Source organism: Nocardia sp. CDC159, from assembly GCF_023740735.1.
In the GTDB taxonomy this organism is placed as follows: domain Bacteria; phylum Actinomycetota; class Actinomycetes; order Mycobacteriales; family Mycobacteriaceae; genus Nocardia; species Nocardia pulmonis.
The window spans coordinates 360,205-384,020 of record NZ_JAMRXH010000001.1; the positions used below are offsets into that span (position 1 = coordinate 360,205).

Here is a 23,816-nt window from a genome sequence, read left to right on the forward strand (position 1 = left end):
ACGATGACCACCTCGGTCGCGGTGCACGACGAAGCGACGGTGCTCACGGTGGCCGGTGAGGTCGACCTGGCGACTGCTCCCGCGCTCGAGAACGCGATCGAGGCCACGCTCGGCGGCAAGCCCGCCGCCCTGATCATCGATCTGTCGCAGGTGACCTTCCTGGCCTCCGCGGGCATGGCCGCGCTCGTCACCGCGCATCAGCGGGCCGGGGCGTCGACCCGGATCGCGGTGGTCGCCGACGGACCGGCCACCGGCCGCCAGCTCAAGATGACCAACCTGGATCAGGTCTTCGCCCTGTTCCCCACTCTCGACGAGGCGCTGGCCGCGCTGCGTTAGATCAATTCCCGCAACTGCTCGACCAGCTTCACCCGCTCGGCCGGGGTCGCCGCCATCGGCACCACGTTGAGAACCGTGACCCCGGCCTCGCGGAAGGCCGCGACCCGCTCGGCCACGAAACCGGCCGGGCCGATCAACGAGACGTCGCGAACCAGATCGTCGGGCACCGCCGTGGCGGCCTCCTCCTTCTTGCCCGCCAGGTACAGCTCCTGGATGCGATCGGCCTCGGCCCCGTAGCCGTACTTGGTGGCCAGGGCGTGGTAGAAGTTCTTGCCCTTGGCGCCCATACCGCCGATGTAGAGCGCCAGATGCGGTTTGACCCATTCGCGCAGCGGCTCGACGTCCTCGCCGATGGCCAACGCCGGTCCGGCGTAGATCTCGAGCTCGCCCAGGGCCGGATCGCGCTTGGCCTTACCCGCGGCCAGCGACTCACCCCAGACGTCGTTCGCCTTCTCGGGCAGGAAGAAGATCGGCTGCCAGCCCTCGGCGATCTCGGCGGCCAGTTCCACGTTCTTGGGTCCCAGCGCGGCCAGCAGCACCGGAATGCGCTCGCGCACCGGGTGATTGATGAGCTTGAGCGGTTTGCCCAGGCCCGTGCCCTGCCCGGCGGGCAGCGGAATCCGGTAGTGCTTGCCCTGGTATTCCAGCCGCTCGCGCCGCCACACCTTGCGGCAGATCTCCACGATCTCGCGGGTGCGGCCGATCGGCGCGTCATAGGGCACGCCGTGGAAGCCCTCGATGACCTGCGGGCCGGACGCGCCCAGGCCCAGGATGTAGCGGCCGTCGGAGACGTAGTCCAGGCCCGCCGCGGTCATCGCGGTCAGGGTGGGGGTGCGGGTGTAGAGCTGCAGGATGCCCGAGGCCAGCTCGACGCGTTCGGTCTTGGCGGCCAGATAGCCCAGCGCGCTCACCGCGTCGAACGAGTAGGCCTCGGGCACGAAGACGATGTCCAGCCCGGCGCGTTCCAGATCGGCGACCTCCGCCGCCACCTCTTTGAAACCGCCCGCATAGTTGATGCCCAATCCGATACGCATCTATCGAACCTACTGTATTTTCGGCCTCCGCTTCGCTCCGGCGGTGTTCACGGCCCCCGAGTCTCGCCGTTGCGCGGTCGAGACGTGCGCTTCGACCGCGCAACGGCGAGAGGGCCGCGAACACGGCGCGGGTGTGGAGGGATCGGAGGTGGCCGGTACGGTTGTCCGCGAACCACATTCCGATCATTGCCACGGGAGGCCGCACACCCATGACCGCCGACACCGCGTCGTCACCGGAGAGCACCACCTTCGCCGCGTCGACGATCGGCCGGTATCTCGACGATCTCGCCGCGAAGATCCCCGCCCCCGGCGGCGGCGCGGTCGCGGCCCTGCACGCCGCCCAGGGCGCGGCGCTGGTCGCCATGGTCGCGCGGTACACCACCCGCGCCAAGGACGCCGACAACCGGCCCGCCATCGACCGCATCCTCGCCGCCGCCGACGCCGCCCGCGGGCGCGCGCTGGCCCTGGCCGATGCCGACGCCGCCGCGTTCACCGCCGTCGGCGCGGCCTACAAGCTGCCCAAGACCACCGACGCGGAGAACGCGGCCCGCGCGCGGGCCATCGAGGCCGCCCTGCTGCAGGCCGCCCGCGTACCCGCCGCGGTGGTCGCCGAGGCCGACGAGATCGTCTCCCTCGCAACGGATCTGCTGCCCATCGGCAATCCCAATGTGGTCACCGACATCGGCGCGGCCGCCGACGCCGCGCGCGCGGCGGCCGCGAGCTCCCAGCTCAATATCGCCATCAACGTGGCCTCGCTGGCCGACCACCACGCCGGGGAGTTCGAGCCCGTGCTGCGCCGCGTCGAGGAGATCCTGGCCCGCGCCGACGCCCTGCACGCCGACGTGGTCACCGCGATCGCGCGCTGATCTATCCGTCGTAGCGGCGCAGCCAGTCCAGCACGACGTCGCGGCCCACCTGCGCGCCGAGATTGGCCACCCCGTCGTAGCCGTGGTCGTAGAACGGCAGCTGCACGTAGCGGTTCGCCACGCCCGCCGCGGTGAGCTTGTCCGCGAAGGCCTTGGTGCGGCTGGCGAAGACGAGGTGATCGGACTTGCCCTGCAGCAGCAGCGTGGGCGGGGAGTTCGGGCCGATCTGGGGCGCGGAGTCGGTGGCGGCGTAGCGCGCGGGAAATTCCGATGCCGGACCACCCAGATATTCGCGGCCGACGCGCTTGCCCTCGGCGGTGTCGCGCTCGGATCCGGTCAGGTCGACGGCCGGATAGTCGGCCATGACCGCCCGCACCCGCGGCAGTTCGGCCGCGCTGCCGCAGCTGGGCCGCAGCGTGCCATTGGCGATCTTGTAGGCGACGTTGATCGCGAGATTGCCACCGGCCGAATCGCCGAAGGTGGCCAGCCGGTTCGGATCCCAGTGGTACTGCTGGGCGTGCGCCGCGACCCAGGTCAGCGCGCAGCCCACATCGGCGTCCTCGGTGTCCCAGCGCAGCCGCGCCGAACTGGAGAGCCGGTAGTCGATATCGACGAAGGCGTAGCCCCGGTCGGCGAGCCAGCTGTTGTACGGGGTGGGCCCGCGGCTGCCGCCGACGAATCCGCCGCCGTGGATGCGCACCACCACCGGCACCGGGCCCGAGACATTGCGCGGCAGATACAGATCGGCACGCATCGGCTCACCGTCGAGGGTGGCGTAGGTGACCGTCTCGTCCGGGCCGCGCCCATCGACGATCTGCGGCAGCGGCGGCCCGAACAGGATCCAGCGCCCGGTCTCGCGATGGGCGGCCAGGATCAGACCGATCGAGGTGATCAGGGTGAGCACCAGGCCCAGCGCGACCACCGCACCCACCGCGCGCGCCGAGCGAGTTCGCCTGCCGCGCACCGCGAACAGCGTGAGCACCACCGTCGCGACGGCGACGACCAGGGTCCACGACCCCCACACGTCGCGCAACCAGTCCAGCCCCATGATCGCCGCCTGCAGCAGCGGCACCCGCAGCAGCGGCTCGGTCCAGGACACCGGCACCACCGCGAACAGCTGCGCCAGCACCAGCGCGAGGCCCAGCACTCCCGCGACGGTCAGCAGCAGGGATCGCCACACCGCCCACAGCATCGACCCGGACGCGCCGGATTCGGTCCGCACCGTCACACTCACACCCTCCATCGCTCCGCCACCACACACCCCGCAGTCCGATGCTACGGGCGCACCGGGCGCGAACTCGGGTGACACGGAACACCAGCGCCCGGTACGTCCGGTTAACCCCATCCGAACGGGGTAGGGCTATAGCAGATACATCGTTGCTATAACCGGTGTGACATGCGATGTTTTGGTCACGAAGTCAGCACTGTTCGGGCAGCGGCGTGACCATGATCAGAGAATGACAGTTTGACGATCGACCACTCGAAGGGGTGGAAGCCATGCGGAACATGATCCGGCATATGTTCCTGGCGCTCGTGATCGCGGCCCTGGCGGCGGTCATGTCCGGCACAGCCCACGCGAATCCCACGACCGAACCCGGAGCGCTCCGGACGGAGGTCCGCGCCGGCGGCATCATCGCCGAGGGCGATATGTCCGCGCACACCTTCACCGTCTTCGCGCCCGGCCAGCCTCCGCGGGTAATGCCCGCCTCGTTCGGTAAGCCCGGCTTCGAGACACCGGTCGGCGACTTCCCGGTGATCGAGAAGCTGCGGAGCACCACCTTCGATTCGCGCACCATCGGCATCCCGCTCAGTTCCCCCGAGGGCTATCTGCTGAAGGGCGAATACGCCGAGCGCCTGACCTGGGGCGGTGTGTTCGTGCACTCCGCGCCCTGGTCGGTCGGGGATCAGGGTAAGCGCAATGTCAGCCACGGCTGCATCAACCTGAGCCCGGACGACGCCGCCTGGTTCTACGACGTCGTCCAGGTCGGCGACGTGGTCCGGCTGCACTGGTAAATCAGGCGCGGGCCGCCTCCGCGGCCTGCACCACATGCCGCATCAGCAGGGCGGTCGTGACGGGTCCGATCCCACCCGGGACGGGGCTCAGCGCGGCCGCCCTGCCGTGTACCGACTCCGCGTCCACGTCGCCGACGATGCTGCCGTCGGGGCCCTCGTTCGTGCCCACGTCGAGCACGACCGCGCCCTCGCGTACATGCTCGGCGGTGATCAGTCTCGCGCGCCCGGCGGCGGCCACCACGATATCGGCGGCCGCGGTGACCGCGGGCAGATCGGTGGTGCGCGAATGGCATACGGTCACGGTGGCGTTCTCGGCCAGCAGCAGCTGAGCCAGCGGCTTACCGACCACATTCGAGCGCCCGACGACCGCGACATGCCGCCCGGCCAGCGGGATCCGGTGGAACTTCGCCAACTCCACCACGGCCTGGGAGGTGGCGGGCGCGAAGCCGGGCAGTCCGGCCGCCAGCAGTCCCAGTGACTGCGGGCTCACGCCGTCGACGTCCTTGGCGGCGGCGATGGCCGAGGCGACCTCGGCCAGCCCCACGCCCGGCGGCAGCGGCGTCTGCAGCATGACCGCGTCCACCGCGGGATCCTCGCTGAGCTTCCTCAATTCGGCGCGGATGGCATCGGCGCTCGCCTCCGCGCCGAGATCGACCGTGTCGCAGGCGATGCCGAGCCGCTCGGCGGCGCGCTGCAGCGACTTCACATACCACCCGCTGGCCGGATCGTCATTGGCCACCACCAGTACCAGCCGCGGCGCGGCCCCGGCATTGGCGAGCGCGGCGGCGCGAGTCTTGGTGTCGGCGTTGAGGTCGGCGGCGAGCTGTTTGCCGGTCAGCGAGGTCGTGTCCACGGAATGACACCCTATCGGGCGCGGTCGCGGCGGCCGATCCCGGCGCGGGGCCAACTGCTACCGATCCGCTACCGCGGCGGTGCGCGAATCAACCGGCGGGAAATCCCGGGTCGGCGCGCCCGCGGGCCGTATCGTGGTCTTGATCATCCTCGAGCCAATTATCAGCAACACGTGCGGTACCCGTTCTCCGGGAAAGGTGTCGACTGCTGTGAAGATCGCAAGGCAGGTCAAATATCTGGTCGCGGCCTCCTCCGCCGCGCTCGCCCTCGCCGGGCCGCTCGCGCCGAACGCGGCCGCCGAATCCCTCGCTCCCCTCTACAACGCCGCCCAGACCAACTTCCTCGACGGCAACGAATCCGCGGGCCTGGCCGCGCTGGGGCGGCTGCTCGTGCAGGACCCCACCGATACGCAGGCGCTCGCCCTACAGGCCATCTGGTCGGATTACACCGGTGACGTGATCACCCGCGAGGTCGCGCTCACCCGCCTCGGCGGGCTCGACGCGCGCATGGCCGAGGGCACCCGCACGGTGCTCGGCGCGATCGCCGCGGCCGTCGGCACCCTGCCCAATCCGCTGCCCGCCCTGATCGGCCCGCACACCGGCATCGTGGTGCTCGGCTACGGCCTGCTGCCCGACGGCACCATGCGCCCGGAGCTGGTGGGGCGGCTCACCGCCGCCTGGGTGCAGGCAATCGCCGCGCCCTGGGCGCCGGTCGTGGTGACCGGTGGCAATCCGCAGGGCGGCGTCTCCGAGGCCGCCGCGATGGCGGGCTGGCTGATCGGCCACGGCATTCCGGCCGAGCGCATCCACGTCGAGGAGCGCGCCAATTCGACGGTGCAGAACGCCCTGTTCGGTACCCGCATGCTGCGCGCGGCCGGGGCCGACAGCGCGGTGGTGGTGACCTCCCCCAACCACATCCGCCGCGCGGTCGCCGATTTCATCGTCGCCGGCACCCGCGTGGTCGGTGCGACGACATCGTTGGACCAGATCATCACCCAGCTCCCGCCGCCGAACCGCGCGGCCCAGCGCGGCATCTATCTCGACGCCACCCGGACCTTCCTGCTCCCGGCCGCCCGGTAATCGGCTTGGCCGTGGGCGCGCCGGTCCGGACAATGGGCCGGTGATCGCTCCCGATATCGACTCCCTGGTCGCGCGGCTGCGCGCGGTGGGCTGCGTCTTCGCCGAGGACGAGGCCCACCTGCTGACGGCGGCGGCCTCGTCCGAGGCGGAGCTGGAGGATCTGGTGGCCCAGCGCATCCGCGGCGTTCCGCTGGAACATCTGCTGGGCTGGGCGGAGTTTCGCGGACTGCGGGTCGCGGTCGCGCCCGGGGTGTTCGTGCCGCGGCGGCGCACCGAATTCCTGGTCGAGCAGGCGGTCTCCCGCGCCTGCGCCCCGGCCGTGGTCCTCGACCTGTGCTGCGGTTCGGGCGCGCTCGGCCTCGCGGTGGCGACGGAGCTCACCGCCGCGCGGATCCCGGTCGAACTCGTCGCCGCGGATATCGAACCCGCCGCCGTCGCGTGTGCCCGCCGCAATCTCGCCCGATTCGACGCGACCGTGTGCCACGGTGATCTGTTCGCGCCGTTGCCCGCCGACCAGGCGGGCCGAATCACCCTGCTGCTGGCCAACACCCCGTACGTCCCGACCGAGGAGGTGTCCCACATGCCGCCCGAGGCACGCGAGCACGAGCCGCGCTCGGCCCTCGACGGCGGCACCGACGGCCTGGATGTCGTCCGCCGGGTCGCCGCCGAGGCAGCGCACTGGCTCGCGCCGGGCGGTCATCTGTTCGTCGAGACGAGCCGGACCCAGGCGCCCACGGCCGCGCGCGTTTTCACCGACCACGGCCTGACCCCGACCATCGCCGAATCCGACGAAGGCTACGCCACCGTCGTCATCGGAACCCGAATCACCGCTTCCGGCCGGTGAATTCGTCCATCGAGTGGTACACCCCGACCGCGTTCAGATAGAAGTCGCGAATTCTCAGGGGCAGCAGGCCGGAGATGGCACGGTTGAGCCGGGACGTCCACGGCATCACCACCAGGGCCGCCCCCTTCTTCATCTCCGCCCAGGCGGTGCCGACGGCCTCGTCCTGCTCGATGATCGGCGTGAACAGAAAGCCCTTGGCGCCCTCGAACATTCCGGTGTTGATGTAGGTCGGGCAGAAGGTGGTGACCTTCACGTGGTCGTTGCCGGACTGCTCGAGCTCCAGGCGCACCGAATCCGACCAGCCCAGCGCCGCCCATTTGGAGGCGGCGTAGACACTCATGCGCGGATTGGACACCAGACCCGCGGAGGAGGCGACATTGAGCACCCGCGCCGGGGTGCGGCGGGAGACCATGGCGGGCAGGAATTCCAGCGTGATGTACATCGGGGCAAGGGAATTGATCGCCATGGTCTTGTCGATGTCGGCGCGATCGGTGGTCTCCCAGAAGTAGCCGTTGCCGCGCACGATGCCCGCGTTGTTGATCAGCACATCGACGTCACCGACCTCGGAACGCACCGTGGCCGCCGCGGCGGCGATCGCGTCCCGATCCGACACGTCCACCACATACGCGTGGATCCGGCTGCCGCCCACGGCCTCCAGCTCGGCCGCGGTCTCCTTCAACGCCTTGTCGTTCACGTCCCACAGCACCACATCGGCCGCCCGCTCGCGCACCGCCTGCTCGGCGAAGGACTTGCCGAGCCCCATCGCGGCACCGGTGATCAACACCGTCCTACCGGCTACCGTGTCCATACCCGCATCCTTTCCCAACGCGACATCACTTCTGCCGCAACGCCTTCATCACACCGAAGTACAGCGTCATCGTCTTGGCCCACAACGCCTCGGACATGCCGGGCAGCGGCGCGATCGGCACCGCCCGCTGCACGGCGATCGTTTGGGTGTCGACATACTTCAGCAGCCCCTCCGGGCCGTGGCGCCGCCCGTTGCCGGAGATCCCCAGCCCGCCCGACGGGGCGGCCACACTGCCCCAGGCGGCGATGAAACCCTCGTTCACATTCACCGAACCGGCCCGGATGCGCGCGGCGACCGCGCGGGCGCGGGCCGTATCCCGGCTCCACACACTGGCATTGAGGCCGTAGGCGGTGTCGTTGGCCTGCTCGACCGCCTCCTCGTCGCTGTGCACCCGATACACCGACACCACCGGTCCGAAGGTCTCCTCGCGGTACACCGTCATGCCCGCGCGCACGCCCTCGAGAATGGTCGGCTCGTAGAAGTACGGACCCAGATCCGGTCGCGCCCGCCCTCCGGCGAGCACGGTCGCGCCCTTGGCGACCGCATCCTCGACATGCGCCGTGACCGTGTCGATCTGGCGCGGGAAGGTCAGCGATCCCATCTCGTAGGAGTAGTCCAGCGCCGAGCCCAGCCGCAATCCCCTTGTCCGGTTGACGAATTCGCCGACGAACCGCTCGTACACGCTGTCGTGCACATAGATTCGCTCGATCGACTCGCACAGCTGCCCCGCCGAGGCGAAACACGCCCGCACCGCGATCCGCGCCGCGCCGGACACATCGGCGTCGTCCAGCACCAGCAGCGGATTCTTACCGCCCAATTCGAGCGAGTATCCGATCAGCCGCTCACCGGCCTGCCGTGCGATGGTGCGCCCGGTCGCGCTCGAGCCGGTGTAGTCGACGTAGTCGGCCCGCCCGATCACCTCGCCACCGATCACCGAACCGCGCCCGAGCACCGCCTGCCATAAACCCGCCGGCAGCCCCGCGCGGCGCGCCGCGTCGATGGCCCACAGCGCGGTCAGCGCGGTCTGATTGTCCGGGCGGGCCACCACGGCATTGCCCGCGACCAGTGCGGGCAGCGCGTCCGAGGCGGCCAGGGCCAGCGGGTAGTTCCACGGCGAGATGACCGCGACCACGCCCTTGGGCCGGTGCCGGACCTCCACCCGGGTGAGCACCGGCAGCACACCGCGCGGGGTGCGCGTGGCCAGCAACTTCTCCGCCGCGGCCGCGTAGTAGCGCGCGTTCACCGCCACATCGCCCACCTCGTCGAAGGCGTGCACACGCGACTTGCCGGTCTCGAGCTGCACGATGTCGAGGATGGCGTCCTGCTCGGCCAGCACCAGATCGTGGAATCGGCGCAGGATCGAAATACGTTCGCGCAGCGGCACTTTCGCCCACTCGCGCTGTGCGCGCCGGGCGGTGTCGAAGGCCCGCTCGATATCGGCGGCCGAGGACTGCGGCAGCTCCGCGATCGGGCGGCCGGTGGCCGGGGCGAGGATCTCCACCGCTGGCGCGCCCCCGGCCACGGCGTGCGCGAGCAGGGACTGCACCAGCGGACGCGGTAGCGCGTCGGCCGGGGCCGGATGTGGGGCGGTCGTCATTGTCGGCCCTCTCGGTCCAGGCGTTCAATTTATTGAACACCAGTGTTAGCTTAACACCGATGTTAGATTAATATCGGGAGCACAGGCTCTGTCAAGACGTCGAGGAGGATCCACAGATGCCGGGCGATGCGGTGGTCACTTCGCACAGTCCGCGCCGCGGCCGACCACCCCAGACGCCCGAGCAGGCCGACGAGGTGCGCGCCAAGATCGTGCTGGCAGCGGCCGCGGTGTTCACCGAGCACGGCTCGCGCGGGCTGAGCGTGGCCCGCATCATCGACCGCGCGGGCCTGTCCCGCCCGACGTTCTACCGCTATTTCGGTAACGCCGAGGAGCCGCTGCACGCGCTGCTCACCGCGTCCAACGAGGGCCTGGTCGGCGGGATCCGGGCGGCGTTGGCCGGTTCGGACGAGCCGGTGCGGTTGGGCATCGGCCTCATCGACGCGTATCTGGACTGGGCGCGCGGGCACGGCCCGATGCTGCGGCCGGTCTTCGCCGAACTGCACGATCCGGCCTCACCGGTATCGGCCTACCGGGAGCAGGCCTTCGACGATATCCGGGCGCTGGTGCGCGCCAAATTCGCCGAACTCGGGCGTCCCGCGCCCGCGACGCTCGATCTCGACACCGCCCTGCAGGTCTGCGAATTCGTGGTCTACCGGCTGTCGGCCGCCGACCCCGCGCCGGCGGAGCTGGCCGCCGCGCGCCTGACCATGATCCGCAGCGTGCTGGTCACCCTGGGCCGCCGGGAGGATGTCGAACTGGCCCTGACGATTCCGGGAATCTTCGAGGGCACCGGCTAACTCGCGGTGCGCGCCGCCGCCCGCGCGCGGGCGGGAGTGAATCGCAGCGCACGGTCGGCGATGCGGCCGTAGCGGAAGCCGGGCAGGTCACGCAGATAGTTCATGTGCAGCTGCCAGGGCTTGCGGTCACCGGCGATCGGGAACCGGTCGGCGGCGCGCAGCACGTATCCGGCACTGAAATTCGGCAGAAACGGTGTGGCGCCGACGGATTCGTCGCGCACGGGGGTGACCGCGCCGTACCCGTGCGCGTCCATATGGCGCAGCAGCCGGACCACGTACTCGCACACCAGATCCGCCTTCAGCGTCCAGGAGGCGTTCGTGTAGCCGATGATGTAGGCGAAATTCGGCACATCCGACAGCATCATCGCGCGATAGGCCATGGCCGCGTGGACGTCGACCGGAGCGCCGTCCACGCTCAGCTCGATGCCGCCGAAGATGAGCAGATCCAGACCCGTTGCGGTGACGATGATCTCGGCGTCGACCTCGGCTCCGGAGGCCAGCGTCAGGCCGGATTCGGTGAAGGTCTCGATCTCGTCGGTGACCATGTCCAGCTTGCCCTTGCGGATGGCGCGGAACAGATCGCCACCCGGCACCAGGCACATCCGCTGATCCCACGGGTTGTAGCGGGGATTGAAGTGGGTGTCGATATCGTATCCCTCGGGCAGCCAGCGCTCCTGCAACCCGCGAATCCAGGCCCGCATCCGCTGCGGACGCCGTTGCGACAGTTGGTAGATCGCGGTGGTGACCGCGATGTTCTTCGCCCGCGCCAGCGTATAGGCGAGGCGGGTGGGCAGCATCCGGCGGACCCGATCGGCGAAATCGTCGCGAGTCGGTACCGACAGCACATAGGACGGCGAGCGCTGCACCATCGTCACATGCGCGCCGAGTTCGGTCAGCGCGGGCCCCAGGGTGACCGCGGTCGCGCCGGAGCCGATGATCACCACCCGCTTCCCGTCGACCTCGAGATCCTCGGGCCAGTGCTGCGGATGCACGATCGGGCCCGCGAAGCGGTCGCGCCCGGCGAATTCCGGGGTGTAGCCCTGGTCGTAGCGGTAGTAGCCCGAACAGCAGAACAGGAAGGCGGCCGTCAGCGTGATGGTGTCACCGGTGTCGGTCCGCCGGGCCGTCACGGTCCAGTGCTGGTCGTCGGAGGACCAGTCCGCCCGCTCGACGCGATGGCCGAAGCGGATGTGCCGGTCGATACCCGCCTCGGCGGCGGTCCGGCGCACGTAGTCCAGGATCGACGCCCCGTCGGCGATCGCCTTCTCGCCCAGCCAGGGGCGGAATCGGTAGCCCAGGGTGAACATGTCCGAATCGGAGCGAATCCCCGGATAGCGGAACAGGTCCCACGTCCCGCCGATGGCGTCGCGGGCCTCGAGGATCGTGTACGTCCGGCCCGGAAAGGCGTCCTGCAGATGATGCGCGGCGCCGATTCCGGACAGCCCCGCACCGACAATGAGCACATCGACGTGCTCCATCGCACTGGTCATGCTCCGAACCCTCGATCTCTCGTAGATCCGACCGGTACCCCTGCTTCCAGCCTAACCATCCGCATATGCGCTCCGGCACGGATTGCCGACTACGTGCGCAATCCGCTCGCGCGCAGCACGCGCCGCCCGATTCCGGCCCGAATGGCGTCCTCGGTGCCGATGACCCGCACCCGGTGGCGGGCGCGGGTGATGGCCGTGTACAGCAGTTCCCGCGTCAGCAGCGTCGACTCCGCGCCCGGCAGCACCACCGAGACCGTGCCGTACTGGCTGCCCTGGCTGCGGTGAATCGTCATGGCGTACACCGTCGTGACGCCCGGGAACTGGGTGGGATGCACCAGATACGGTTCGCTGCCGCGCTGCAGCGCCGCGCGCAGCGTGCCGTCGCCGGCGCGCACGATCACACCGGTATCGCCGTTGTAGATGCGCGCCTCGTGATCGTTGGCGGTGACCAGCAGCGGCTGGCCCGCGAACCACTGTCCCGCACCGGCATCGACGCCGATACCCGCCGCGGCCACCCAGCCCGCCGCCAGCCGGTCCCAGCGTTCCACGCCGAACTGACCCTGCCGGTGCGCGCACAGCAGCCGATGCGATTCCATCGCCGCCAGCGCCGCGGCGGCCTCGCCCCGCTCGGCCGCCGCTGTCGAATCGCGGGCCGCCCGGACGACGTCGGCGCGCACATCGGCGACCTCGTCCGGATCACACAGCGACAGTTCCGCGCCGCCCTCGGCCAGCAGCGCCAGCGCGGTGTCGGCATCGCCCGCCCGCACCGCCACCGCCAGTTCGGCGATGCGGCCGCCGAAGCGACGACCCCGGGTGAGCCGAATGATGCCCCCGCGCAACCGATCCCGTTCCCTGGCGGTGAGCGCGTCGGGGTGCGCCGCGGCCGCGGCGTCCTCGCCCAGGACCTGGTCGAGCAGCGGATTCGGCTGGCCCACAACGGGTCCGGCCACCAGATCGGCGAGCACCGCACCGGCGTCCACCGATGCCAGCTGATCCGGATCGCCCACCAGCACCAGCCGGGTGTCGGACCGGACGGCGGGCAGCAGGCGGCTCATCATGGTCAGCGAGACCATCGAGGTCTCGTCGATGACGATGACGTCGTAGGGCAGCCGGTTGAACTCGTGGTGGCGAAATCGGGTGGGTCCGCCGCGCTGCCAGCCCAGCAGGCGGTGCAGGGTGGCCGCGGTCAGTTCCGGCAGGTCCAGGCCCGCGGCCTGCTCGCGCACCGATTCCTGCAGGCGGGCGGCCGCCTTGCCGGTGGGGGCGGCCAGCGCGATGCGCGGGGCGGGCGCGCCGGGCACCGCGCGCTGCAGGGCGACCAGCAGCGCCAGGATGCGGGCGATGGTGTGGGTCTTGCCGGTGCCCGGGCCGCCCGCGACGACGGTGGTCCAGTGCGTCGCGGCCAGCGCGGCCGCCACCCGCTGCCGGTCCGGCGGCTCGCCGGGGCGATGCGAATCCGGGAAGAGCCGATCCAGTTGCTCGCGAACGGTTTTCGGGTCGATCAGCGGATGCGTCGCCGCGCGTGCGGTCAGCGCGTCGCGGATCGTCTGCTCCTGGCGGTAGTACCGGTCCAGGTACAGCAGCGGCGCGCCGCCCTCGGGTTCGACCAGCCGCAGCGGGCGCAGCGGTCCGGCCGGGCTGCCCTGTACCAGCGGGCTGGCGCGCAGCGCGGTGAGCACCGCGTCCACCTCCGGCCACGGCAGCGTCGCGGGATCGATGGCCTCGGGGTCGTCGGCGTCGAATCCCTCGCCGTCCACGCCGATATCGTGCATGCGCGGCAGTTCCAGGCATACCGATCCCGAGCGCACCGCGCGCACCGCGAGAGCGGTGGCCAGCAGCACCGCCTCGCAATCCTCGCGCCCCAACCGGCCCAGGCGCAGCGCGACGTGCACATCGGCCGCCGACAGGATTCCGGCCGCGTTGAATGTGCGCAGCAGCCCGGTTGCCCGCTGCGCCAATTGGATCGAGGTCACGGCGCCACCTGCCCGGCCAGCAGTCGGGACAGATCCTCGACCAGGGCCACGGGCGGGTCCCAGTCGAATACGCCGCAGCCGGGTGGTGTTTCGGGTCCGATCATGCCGCGTACGAACAGGTAGCGGATGCCGCCGAGATGCCGGGCCGGATCGTAGTCCGGCAGCCGCCAGCGCAGGAAGCGGTGCAGCGCGGCCGAATACAGGATGGCCTGCAGCGGATAGTGCGAGCGCATCATTTCCGCGGCCATGCGGTCGCGGGTGTAGTGCGCGACGGTGAGATCGCCGGCGCCCAGGCGGTTGGTCTTGTAGTCGACCACCACGAAGCGCGGCCCCGCCACGCGCAGGACGGCGTCGATGCTGCCGGTCAGATAGCCGCGCAGGGGCAGATCGTCGAGGGCGTCGACATGGTCGGCGTAGCCGGCGAACGGGTCGTCGGCGGGCAGGTGGGCGCGCAGCAGATCGGCGATGCGGCGCAGCGTGATTCGCTCGGCGACCGGGGTGTCGCCACCGGCCAGCGGCAGTTCGAAGTCGAGCTCGTTGAGCCGGTCGCGGGTGGCGATATCGGCCAGGGCGCCACTGCCGATCGGGGTGCGCAGCACGGCGAGCAGTGCCGCGCTCAGCGCGTGCGGGTCGATATCGGCGAGCAGTTCCTCGATCGCGTGCGCGCAGCGGGTGTACACCTCGGCGGCCAGGTCCGGTGCGTCGGTGTCGACGCGCTCGAGCACGCCGTGCACCAGGGTGCCGAACTCCGCACCGTAGGGCAGATCGTTCATCAACGACGGTGCGGCGCCGGTGAATTCGAGATCGTCGGCGAGATCGGCGGCCGGGGCCGCGGGTTCGTCGGAACTGCCGGGAGTTTCGTCGGGTTCGGGGGTGTGCACCTCGTGGGCGGCGGCGGTGAGCGCGGAGTAGGAGGTGCGACGCCAGTCGTGGTCGACGGCGCGCTCGAAGCGGGCCGCGGCGAGCTCGCCGACCTCGGTGCGGTCGAGGTCCCAGCGCGGCCGCACGGGCGCGATCTTGCGTACCTCCTCCACGGCGACCACGTCCGGCGCGGCGGCTGCCCAGGCCGAAAGCTGTTCGGCCACGGCCTCGTCCAGCGGCACCTCCGCCCGGGCGGGCACCTCGGCGCTGCCGGGCAGACGGCCCAGGATCATGCGGTGCAGCGGTGCGAAGGTGGTGCCGTAGGCGGGCGCCCACCACGCCACCACCTGGCACTGCGCGCGGGTGAGGGCCACATACAGCAGCCGCAGTTCCTCGCCCGACTCCTCGGCCTCGCAGCGGCGTTTGCGCTCGGCGTAGCCGGGGGCCTCCGGGCCGCCGACGTCGAGCACGCGGTCGGGGCCGTCGTGGAACAGCAGTGTGGCCGGATTGGGGTTCTTGGCGCTGTCCCAGGCGAACGGCAGATACACCACCGGGAACTCCAGTCCCTTGCTGGCGTGCACGGTCGCGATCTGCACGGCGGCGGCGTCGCGGTCCAGGCGGCGGCTGCGGTCGGAGACGCTGCCGGAGGCGGGATCTCGCACGCGATCGGCCAGCCAGCGGGTCAGCGCGGTCAGGCCCAGCGATTCGCGCAGCGCCACCTGATCGAGGAGCTGGGCGATGTGGCGCAGGTCGGTGAGGCGGCGTTCGCCGCCCGCGACCGCGAGCAGGCGCGGGGCCAACCGCGTTTCGGCGGAAAGCTTTTCGAAGACGGCGGCGAATCCGGCGCGGGCGAACAGGCGGGCCGATTCGCGCAGTTGCGCGCTGAGTCTTCCCACCAGATCGGCGCCGCCGGAATCGATCTCGGCCGCGGACAGGCCCAGCAGCGGGGTCGCGGCGGCCAGTCGGACGCGGTCGGCGCGGTGCGGTTGTTCCAGCGCGCGCAGCAGCCACAGCCAGTCGGTGGCGCTCTGGGTGGCGAAAACGCTGGCGCCACCGGCGAGTACCGAGGCGACGCCCACCCGGTCCAGGGCCGAGCGGACGACCTCGATCTGGGATCGGGTGCGCACCAGCACCGCGATATCGCCGGGGCCGAGCGGGCGGTCGTCGATGCGGGTGCCCGAGTCGAGCAGGCGGACGATATCGGCGGCCAGATCCTCGGCGACGCGGGAACGCTGACGGCCCACGGCCGGGAAGCCCGCGCCGTTGAGCGGGCCCGCGCCGCTGCGCCGGAAACACCGCAGCCGCAACGGAGGCTGTGGCTCGGCCGAGCCGTCGAGGCGGGACCGCGGGCGCACCGCGTGCACGGGGGCGACGGTGATCTCCTTGTGCCCCAGGGCCGCACCGCCCATGACGTGGTCGAGCGCGGCGAGCAGTCCGGCGTCGCTGCGGCGGTTGGTGGTGAGTTCGCGGCGGGCGTCGGCGTGCGCGACGGCGTCGAGATAGCTGAGCACCTCCGCACCGCGGAAGGCGTAGATGGCCTGTTTGGGATCGCCGACCAGGACCAGGGTGGCGTGCCCGTGGAAGGAGCGGCGCAGGATGTCCCACTGCAGCGGATCGGTGTCCTGGAACTCGTCGACCAGCGCCACCCGGTAGCGATCGCGAATGCGGCGGCAGGCGCGCTCGCCGTGCACCGGATCGGCCAGCGCCTCGTGCAGCAGGACCAGCAGATCGTCGAAGTCACGAACACCCGAAAGCCGTTTGCGCCGTTCGGTTTCCACCCGCACGGCCAGCGCGAACGCGACCCGCTCGGCGGCCGGGTGATCGCCGATCTCCGCATCGGGCACCAGCCGCGCGTGCCGATCCCCCACCGCCGCCGCCGCCAGCTGATGCGCCTCCTTCAGCGACAACGGCGCGCCCCCGCGCGCGTACCGCGCCAGGTACAGATCGTCGACCACGGTCGCCACCAGATCCTCGATCCCGTCGACCAGCCGCACCCCCGGATCGTGCTCTCCCGCCAGCCCGAGCTCATCGAGCATCCGCTGACAGAAACTGTGCGTCGTCGCGATCGTCCCCGAATCGAAATCCGACAACGCCGCCACCAGCCGCCCCCGCCGCCGCTCGACCTGCGCCGCCTCCCCCCGCGCCAGATGCCTAATCAACTCGTCCTTGCTCTCCCGAGCCGCCACCGGATCCCCCAGCCCCGCCGCCACGGCCACGAACCGCTCCCGAGTCCGCTCCCGCAACTCCTGCGTGGCCGCCCTACTGAACGTCACCAGCAACAACTCCGAAACCTTCACCCCCACCTCGGCCACGAACCGCACCGCCAGCCCGACGATCGCATACGTCTTCCCGGTCCCCGCACTGGCCTCCAACACGGTCGTCCCGGTCGGCAACGGCCCACACAACTCGAACGCCCCGCTCGACGTGCGCTCCCCCTCGAGCGAAACCTCCTGCACCGCCGCATCTTCCACGGCGGCCACCGCACTACGTGCGGCCGCATCCTCGTTCCCGGCCGCGGCGGGACCCACCGCCGCGGTTTCGCCCCCGATCTCGCTCTCGGCCACGGCCGGGCGCTCGATGCCGACGACCGCCCCAGCCGTGGGGCTCGATTCCTCGCGGGCGCAGGTCACGTCTCGATCGGCCGCATCGGCGAACGACAGCAGGTCCGTCGTCTCCGGCTCCGGGCGGGTGTGGCGGATGGCCGGTTCGACGGGGCGGCGGCGTTTGGGGCGGGTGGGCTCCAGGTCGGTGACGGAGAAGAGTTCGTCGGTCATGGCTGCCCCTGGGATTCGTTGGCCAGCAACGGGTTCCACAGGCGGCGGGCGAGGGAGCCGAAGCGGGTGGTTTCGCCGGACGGGTCGGGGTCGGTGAGCGGGGTGTCGAGGGTGTCGAGGCGAGGGGACGGACCCCAGACGTAGCGCAGATAGCGGTCGGTGTGGTCGCCGAATGCCTTGGGGCCGTTGGGTCCGCCGAGGAATTCCTGCTCGGCGGCCAGGCGGGCGTCGTCGATGCTCGCGCCCTGGCAGCGGCGTTCGGCGTAGACGGCGGTGGCGGTGGGGGTGATCGGCAGCGGTTCGATCAGGCCCTCGTCGCGCAGCTCGGCCAGGTCGCGCAGGATGGCTTGGGCCGCGGCGGCATTGGGGGCGGAGAGGATGGAGCGCCAGGCGGGGCGGTTGAATTTGCCGCGCCCGATGGTGATCGCGCGCCAGCCCTGATTGCGCTCGGTCGCGGCCAGGGCGAGCAGGCGCACCCAGGCGGCGATGCGATGTTTGGGCGCGAGCCGGGAGAAGGTGGTGCGCACCACCGCGTCGTCGTGCACATCGGGCACCGTACCGCTGAGCAGCCGCCCGTCACCGAGGTCCACGGCGATATCCAGTGTGCGAGAAGGCAGTTCGTGGATCGGCCGGGCCACCCGCACGAGGCGGTCGACGGTGTTCTCCACCTCGTCGAGCACCGCCGCGCCCAGGCCGAACGGCGGCAGCGTGCCGCGCCGCCACTCGGCCGCCCGCAGCGCCGCCGGATCCGCACCGGTCAGGCGGGCGGCCAGCATGCGCTCGCCCATATTCCACTTGGTCAGCCCGTCCAGCTCGATGGGCAGCCGCTCGTCGATCTCCTCCTCTTCCTCGGGCACCCGAATGCCCAGGCGCTGCCACAGGAAGGCGCGCACCGGATGTTCGGCGAACGAGATCAGCTCCGCCAGTTCGACATCCACCCGCGCGGGCGCGGCCAGCGGCCCCGGCAGGAACCGCGGCTGCGGCTCGATCGGACCGGTCGCGGCCCGCGCACCCGCCAGCGCGACGGCGTCGAAGCTGAACGGCTCGGCCGCATCGAAGTTGCGAATATCGAACGGCTGCAACGGATGCCGGACGACCACACCGTCCAGCGAACCGGTCAGCGCCCGCAGCGTATCGAGCAGTTCGGCCACCGGAATGGCGGGCGGGCGATGCGCACCGGTCACCGGATCGGCGCCGGTATGCAGCACCACGAGGCGCTCCCGCGCCGCCATGATCGCATCGAGCAGCAGCTGCCGGTCCTCCCCGCGCGGATCGCGTTCACCGACCAGGGGTTCGCGCGAGAGCACGTCGTCGCCGTCGATGCCGCTTGCCCGGGGGAACACCTCGTCGTCGAGCCCCAGCAGCACCACCACCCGGTGCGGCACCGACCGCAGCGGGGCCAGCGTGCACACGGTCAGCTCACCGGTACGGAAGTTGGCGCGTGCGCTGCGCCCGGCCAGCCGATCGCGCAGCAGCGCCCCGATATCGGGCAGCCGCAGGGGAACCGAGCCCGCATGCTCCAGCGCGGCGGCCACCTCGCGGCGCGCCTCGACACCCTGCCAGGACTGCGCGTAGGTGGTGTCGGTGAGCAGATCCAGCGCCCGCCCCAGCACCTGCGCCCACTCGTGCGCCGGACGCTGCGACCCCGACGGCTCGGCGGGAGTGGGCCCGCGCAGGTCGCGCACGATCACCGCGAGCCGATCGGTGAATTCCGCGAACCGACCGGCCAGATCCACATCGGCCGAGTCGACGTCTTCCAGCGGCAGCGCCAGATCCAGCCAGTCCTCGGAGGATTCGCCCGCCGCGACGCCCAGCAGGATGCGGTCGACGGCCGCGTTGAGCGTGTTCTGCGCGAACTCCCCCAGCCCGAACGCCTGCCGCTGCCGCTGCCCGATCCCCCAGCGCGCCCCGGTCTCGGCGGCCCACTCCCGCAGCCGCTCGATATCGTCCTCGTCGAGCCCGCAGCGCAGCCGCACCGGTTCGGCCGACGCGAGATCGAGCACCTGCGTAATCGTCACCCGCCCGTCGGCCAGCCCCAGCAGATCCCCGAGCACCCCCAGCACCGGATTGCCCTCCCCGGAGGACCGATCCGCCATCCGCACCCGCAACCCGTGCGCCGGATGCCCCGGCCCACCCCCCGACTCGACCTGCCAATGTCCGAACGCCGCCCGCACCAGCGGCCCGTAGTTCTCCACATCCGGGCACAGCACGACCACATCGCGCGGCTGCACCGTCGGATCCGCCGCGAAGATCCCCAGCAGCACATCCCGCAACACCTCGACCTGCCGCGCGGGCCCATGACAGGAATGCACCCGCACACTGCCATCGGCAAGCCCCGCGTCCGCCTCGGGCGGCCACCGATCGTCCCGAATCCCGGCCTGCAGTTCGGAAAGCAACGTGCGAGAGGAGCTTTCACCCCCACCATGGTGGGTGTCGACAGCCTCCCCGACCTCCCCCAACCGCACCTGCAATTCCCGAACGTCGCGCCCCAGCGCCGCCAGCAGCGGATGCGCCACCCGAAGCGCACTGCCGTCCGCGGCTCGGGGAACGGACGCCCCCGGTCCGGACTTCGTCCGGGCAGGGGAATCGAGGCAGGTTGCCGAGACGGAGGAATCGCGGGAGGCCGCAGAGACGGGGGAATCGAGAGGCGTGCCCAGCTTCGCCCACAGGGCCGGGCTCGGGTGGGGCAGCCACAGGTGGACGTCGCGGTGTTCGGCCACCGCGGCGAGGACCGCCAGTTGGTCGGTGGTGAGGCGAGTGAGGCCGAACAGGGAAATTCGTTGGGGCAGAGCGAGGGTCGCGGAGGCGGTGCGCAGGCGGGCGCAGGCGACGGGGAGGCGTTCGGCGGGGCTGGGGGTGGCGAGTTCGGTGCGCAGGCGGCGGAAGAGTTCGGGTTGCCAGCGCAGGTCTTCGGGGAGGGGGTGGCCGCAGCCGTCGGTGTCGTGGCCCGCGGACCAGTCGATGAGCAGGGTCGGGCGTTGAGTGGCGTAGCCGTCGAAGAGGGCCGCGAGGCGGGCGGCGGTGGCGTAGCGGCGACCCGCGCGGTGGGTGCGGCCGGGCGCGTCGGCGCCGAGGTGGCGCGCGAGCAGGGCGGCCCAGGGTTCGGTGAGGGCGGCGTCGATCACCCGCAGCAGGGTCCAGACCAGGCGGCCGGGGACCCACGGGTCCTCATCGGCGGGGATGCCGGTCGCCTCGGCGAGAATGCCCGCCACCAGCGCCGCGGGGGTGGGGAAGGCGATATTCGCCGAAACCCCGTCCCCCGCAACCGCGCCCAGCACCCCGGCGAGCCGCTGATTGAGCCAGCGCTCGACGCCCTTGGCCGGTACGGCGACCACCTCGACGGCGAACGGATCGTCCAGCGGGTGCGCCAGCACCGCCGCGAGCCCGTCGGCGAGCGTCTCCGCTCGCTCGGCCCGGTGGATGTGCAGCGCCATCGGCCGCTTCGCTCCCCTCGCTGTCGCCCTCGATACCCTCTTGGCCGGATGCCCCGTGGTTGCTTGTCGTCGGCCGATCCTACAAACTCCGCCGGCCCGAACCGCGGCACGACTCGGCGTTCGGCCGACATACCTTGTGGTATGGGATCGGCTATCACCCAGCAAGAGATGTTCACCACAGCTTTGACCGGATTGCCGGACAAGTACCAAATTTCCAGCAACACAATCGAATCCATGCATGACACCACGCCGGAAAACTTGGCCGCAATTCGCCACCGCGTGTCACACCGACGCGCGGGGTGCGGTGTGCCACAGTGCTCTGCGGGGAGGTAACGGGAGAAGCGTTTTTCGAAAGGCTGGTTCGGTTCATGGCAGCGACGGTGATGCCTCTTGTACCCAGATCAGGGTTCACAGTCCGCAGAGTGGGCGACCGGTGGGAGCTGGTCAATTCCCGCCACTACGGTCGCACCGTCGTCCTACACTCCTGGCCACGCGATCGCCACACCGAGGCATTCGAACACTGCTACCGGCTCAACGGCCGCAGCGTAGAAGAACTGCAGGCCGCCTTCCACTGAGCCGCATGTCCGAAAACCGCTGTGCCGCAACAATGTCCGAGATTCGGGCAGCGCGGTCGCCGGTTCGGGGCAAGACGTGCGAAACCGGATCTTTTGCTATTGTCATCCACCGTGCGTTATCCCCGCAGCGCCGCGCGCGCCACCCGACCCACGCGCATGGCCGCAGGTGCCTGCGCCTTCGCCGCCGTGCTCCTCGCGAGCGCCCCCGCTCTGCAGCCCGGCCCGGCCGCCGCCGTCCCGGTGCGGACGCAGGGTTGCGCCGAGGGCTTCGACTGCGATATGAGCGCCCGCATCCAGCGCGTGGACGCCTATTTGAAGAGCCGTCCCGGCGTCGTCGGCTATGTCGTGCGCGACCGGGTGACCGGCGCGGTGCACAGCAACGCCAATGCCGACACCCCCTTCTGGACCGCGTCGACCATCAAGCTCGCCATCGCCGAGGACCTGCTCAACCGCGCCCGCGTCGGCGCGATCGTGCTGACCCCCGAGGATCGCGCGCTCATGGAGTCGATGCTGGCGACCTCCAACGACAATGCCGCCGACATCCTCTGGCGCAAGTACAACGGCCAGGCGTTCGTCAACGCCTTCCGCGCCAACGGCATGGCCGCGCTGGACCCGAAGCCGACACCCCCGGACCGCATGTTCCCCGACTGGGGCTTCCAGCAGTGCACCCCGGCCGATCTCGATCGCCTGATGAACAACGTGCTCGACCACATGCACCCCGACGATCGCGCCTACCTGATCGACCGCATGCGCCACGTCGACGCCAACCAGCACTGGGGCGTCTGGGGCGCGGGCGCGGCCATGCAGCCCGGCCTGAAGAACGGCTGGTCCGACGAGCAGGGCGGCTGGGTGGTCAACTCGGTCGGCTTCGCCGGTCCCGGTGAGCGCTACACGCTGGGCATCATGAACTTCCTCGGCGACCAGGGCGGCTACACCGACGGCGAGCAAACCACCACCCGAGTCGCGGAGATCCTGTTCTCCGGACGCGGCTAACTCACCGTCGTTTCAGAACCATCGGCGCGCCGTCGCGCGGGAACGGAATCGTGGTGAATCCCCACGGCATCAGATAGTCGTCGGGGATTCGCCATTCGTAGTCGCGGACCATCGCTGCGATGATCGCCTTCACCTCGAACATGCCGAAGTGCATGCCGATGCATTTGTGCGCGCCCGCGCCGAAGGGCATCCAGGCCAGCCGGTGCGACCGGTCCTCGCGCCGGTCCTCGGCGAATCGCTCCGGATCGAAACGGGCCGGACGCGACCAGAGTTCGGGCAGCAGGTGGTTGATGCCGTAGGCGAGGTCGACGTGGGTGCCCGCCGGAATGTAGTGCCCGGCGATCTCGGTGTCGCGCACCGCGCGGCGCACCAGCCCCGGCACCGGCGGGACCAGCCGCAGGCTCTCCTTGATCACCAGATTCAGATCGTGCAGCCGATCCAGATCGGCGATGGTCGGCGCACTGCTGAACTCCCGCAGCGCCTCGGCGCGCACCCGCCGCTGCCACTCGGGGTGGCGGCCCAGGTAGTAGGCGACCGCCGTGGCCGTGGTGGTCGTCGTGTCGTGCGCGGCCATGATCAAAAAGATCATGTGGTTGACCACATCGGCATCGGAGAACATCTCGCCGTCCTCGGTGCGGGCGTGGCAGAGCGCGGAGAAGAAATCGGCCTCTTGCGAACGGCGTTTGGCCGCGATCATGCGAGTGAAGTACTCCTCCAGCACCTTTCGCCCGCGCAGCCCCGCCCGCCACGCCCCGCCGGGCATCGGATGGCGCACCATGGCCAGCCCGGCATGGGTGCAGTCGAGGAATGCCGCGCCGAGGCGCTGCCGCTCCGGACCGGCCCGCACCCCCATGAACGTCTCGGCGGCGAGCTCGAGGGTCAGATCCTTGATCGTCGGATACAACCGCACCCGTCGCTGCGTACCGGGCACCCAGCGATCGATCGCCGCGTCCACCACGGGGGCCAGATGCGCCAGATGCGCCTCGAGCCGCTCGCGGGTGAATGCCTGCTGCATGATCCGCCGATGGAACATGTGCTCGGCGAACTCGAGCAGCAGCAGTCCGCGACGGAAGAACGGCCCGATGAAATAGTCCCAGCCCTGCCCGAAGTCGTTGCGGCGCTTGCCCACCACCTCGTCGATCGCCTGCGGTCCGGCCACGAAGACGTGATCGATGCCCAGGGTGGGGCTGTAGCACACCGGACCGTAGCGGTGGTACCGGTCCAGCAATTCCGCCGGGCCCCAACGCAGATACTGCAGCGACCGGCCGAGGTAGGGCAGCCCCGCATCGCCGCGCACCGCGCGCAGGCCGCTGCCCGGGCGCGGCGTGGCCAGGGCCTGTTCGCGGGAGGGGACCAGCCGCAGCAGCCGATCGATCGGACCTCGGCCGGTGACCTCGAGAAATCCGAGGTTCTCCCGGTCGGCACGGGGGTCGACGCTGACCATGACCACACCCTCCACTAAAAGTACACTCTGTACTTTACCGGTAGAG

General features: G+C 70.7%; 18 protein-coding genes. 8 read left to right on the forward strand and 10 right to left on the reverse strand.

What is annotated here, in order from left to right; genetic code table 11:
• The first annotated feature begins 3 nt into the window (after nt 1–3).
• The gene (locus NDR87_RS01725; RefSeq protein ID WP_251909493.1) at nt 4–336 is read left to right on the forward strand and encodes an STAS domain-containing protein; all 333 of its coding nucleotides are present in this window, start codon (nt 4–6) and stop codon (nt 334–336) included.
• Here NDR87_RS01725 and NDR87_RS01730 read toward each other — a convergent pair.
• Nucleotides 333–1,370: an LLM class F420-dependent oxidoreductase gene (locus NDR87_RS01730; RefSeq protein WP_251909136.1), complete on the reverse strand. Its 1,038-nt coding sequence runs from the start codon at nt 1,368–1,370 to the stop codon at nt 333–335. The genes NDR87_RS01725 and NDR87_RS01730 overlap by 4 nt on opposite strands.
• Nucleotides 1,371–1,579: 209 nt before the next feature.
• On the opposite strand from NDR87_RS01730, the gene NDR87_RS01735 reads away from it, so the two are divergent.
• Nucleotides 1,580–2,236 carry a cyclodeaminase/cyclohydrolase family protein gene (locus NDR87_RS01735; RefSeq protein WP_251909135.1) on the forward strand — a complete coding sequence of 219 codons (657 nt, stop codon included), beginning with the start codon at nt 1,580–1,582 and terminating at the stop codon, nt 2,234–2,236.
• 1 nt (nt 2,237) lies between these two features.
• On the opposite strand, the gene NDR87_RS37625 is transcribed toward NDR87_RS01735, so the two are convergent.
• Nucleotides 2,238–3,464 (reverse strand): alpha/beta hydrolase, encoded by a 1,227-nt coding sequence (locus NDR87_RS37625; RefSeq protein ID WP_251909134.1) that lies wholly within the window; start codon nt 3,462–3,464, stop codon nt 2,238–2,240.
• 269 nt (nt 3,465–3,733) lie between these two features.
• Between NDR87_RS37625 and NDR87_RS01745 the strand changes: the two genes are divergently transcribed.
• Nucleotides 3,734–4,249, forward strand: a complete 516-nt coding sequence (locus NDR87_RS01745) for a L,D-transpeptidase (protein WP_308212030.1) — start codon at nt 3,734–3,736, stop codon at nt 4,247–4,249.
• 1 nt (nt 4,250) lies between these two features.
• On the opposite strand, the gene NDR87_RS01750 is transcribed toward NDR87_RS01745, so the two are convergent.
• Complete coding sequence (locus NDR87_RS01750; RefSeq protein ID WP_251909133.1) at nt 4,251–5,102, reverse strand: bifunctional 5,10-methylenetetrahydrofolate dehydrogenase/5,10-methenyltetrahydrofolate cyclohydrolase; 852 nt, start codon at nt 5,100–5,102, stop codon at nt 4,251–4,253.
• Nucleotides 5,103–5,310: 208 nt separating this feature from the next.
• Here NDR87_RS01750 and NDR87_RS01755 point away from each other — a divergent pair, with 208 nt between their 5' ends.
• Entirely contained in the window at nt 5,311–6,180 is an 870-nt protein-coding gene (locus tag NDR87_RS01755; RefSeq protein WP_251909132.1) for a YdcF family protein, read from the forward strand.
• Nucleotides 6,181–6,220: 40 nt separating this feature from the next.
• Nucleotides 6,221–7,024, forward strand: a complete 804-nt coding sequence (locus NDR87_RS01760) for a putative protein N(5)-glutamine methyltransferase (RefSeq protein ID WP_251909131.1) — start codon at nt 6,221–6,223, stop codon at nt 7,022–7,024.
• Here the strand turns inward: NDR87_RS01760 and NDR87_RS01765 are convergent.
• Both NDR87_RS01765 and NDR87_RS01770 read right to left on the reverse strand, forming a co-directional pair.
• Nucleotides 7,005–7,832: an SDR family NAD(P)-dependent oxidoreductase gene (locus NDR87_RS01765; protein WP_251909130.1), complete on the reverse strand. Its 828-nt coding sequence runs from the start codon at nt 7,830–7,832 to the stop codon at nt 7,005–7,007. The genes NDR87_RS01760 and NDR87_RS01765 overlap by 20 nt on opposite strands.
• Nucleotides 7,833–7,857: 25 nt before the next feature.
• Complete coding sequence (locus NDR87_RS01770; protein ID WP_251909129.1) at nt 7,858–9,429, reverse strand: succinic semialdehyde dehydrogenase; 1,572 nt, start codon at nt 9,427–9,429, stop codon at nt 7,858–7,860.
• A 116-nt stretch (nt 9,430–9,545) separates the two neighbouring features.
• Here NDR87_RS01770 and NDR87_RS01775 point away from each other — a divergent pair, with 116 nt between their 5' ends.
• Nucleotides 9,546–10,226, forward strand: coding sequence for a TetR/AcrR family transcriptional regulator (locus tag NDR87_RS01775; RefSeq protein ID WP_251909128.1), 681 nt, complete (start codon nt 9,546–9,548; stop codon nt 10,224–10,226).
• Here the strand turns inward: NDR87_RS01775 and NDR87_RS01780 are convergent.
• From NDR87_RS01780 to recC, 4 genes are all read right to left on the reverse strand, one after another.
• Nucleotides 10,223–11,716: an NAD(P)/FAD-dependent oxidoreductase gene (locus NDR87_RS01780; RefSeq protein WP_251909127.1), complete on the reverse strand. Its 1,494-nt coding sequence runs from the start codon at nt 11,714–11,716 to the stop codon at nt 10,223–10,225. The genes NDR87_RS01775 and NDR87_RS01780 overlap by 4 nt on opposite strands.
• A gap of 89 nt (nt 11,717–11,805) precedes the next feature.
• Entirely contained in the window at nt 11,806–13,689 is a 1,884-nt protein-coding gene (gene recD / locus NDR87_RS01785; protein ID WP_251909126.1) for an exodeoxyribonuclease V subunit alpha, read from the reverse strand.
• Nucleotides 13,686–17,324 carry a UvrD-helicase domain-containing protein gene (locus NDR87_RS01790; protein WP_251909125.1) on the reverse strand — a complete coding sequence of 1,213 codons (3,639 nt, stop codon included), beginning with the start codon at nt 17,322–17,324 and terminating at the stop codon, nt 13,686–13,688. Before NDR87_RS01790 ends, recD begins: the two co-directional genes overlap by 4 nt.
• Complete coding sequence (recC, locus tag NDR87_RS01795; protein WP_251909124.1) at nt 17,321–20,758, reverse strand: exodeoxyribonuclease V subunit gamma; 3,438 nt, start codon at nt 20,756–20,758, stop codon at nt 17,321–17,323. Before recC ends, NDR87_RS01790 begins: the two co-directional genes overlap by 4 nt.
• A gap of 422 nt (nt 20,759–21,180) precedes the next feature.
• Here recC and NDR87_RS01800 point away from each other — a divergent pair, with 422 nt between their 5' ends.
• A complete protein-coding gene (locus NDR87_RS01800) occupies nt 21,181–21,333 on the forward strand; it encodes a hypothetical protein (protein ID WP_251909123.1) in 153 nt (50 codons plus the stop codon).
• A gap of 111 nt (nt 21,334–21,444) precedes the next feature.
• Nucleotides 21,445–22,326, forward strand: coding sequence for a class A beta-lactamase-related serine hydrolase (locus NDR87_RS01805; RefSeq protein ID WP_251909122.1), 882 nt, complete (start codon nt 21,445–21,447; stop codon nt 22,324–22,326).
• Between the two features lies 1 nt (nt 22,327).
• Here the strand turns inward: NDR87_RS01805 and NDR87_RS01810 are convergent, their stop codons facing one another.
• Entirely contained in the window at nt 22,328–23,770 is a 1,443-nt protein-coding gene (locus NDR87_RS01810; RefSeq protein ID WP_251909121.1) for a cytochrome P450, read from the reverse strand.
• Between the last annotated feature and the right edge of the window lie 46 nt (nt 23,771–23,816).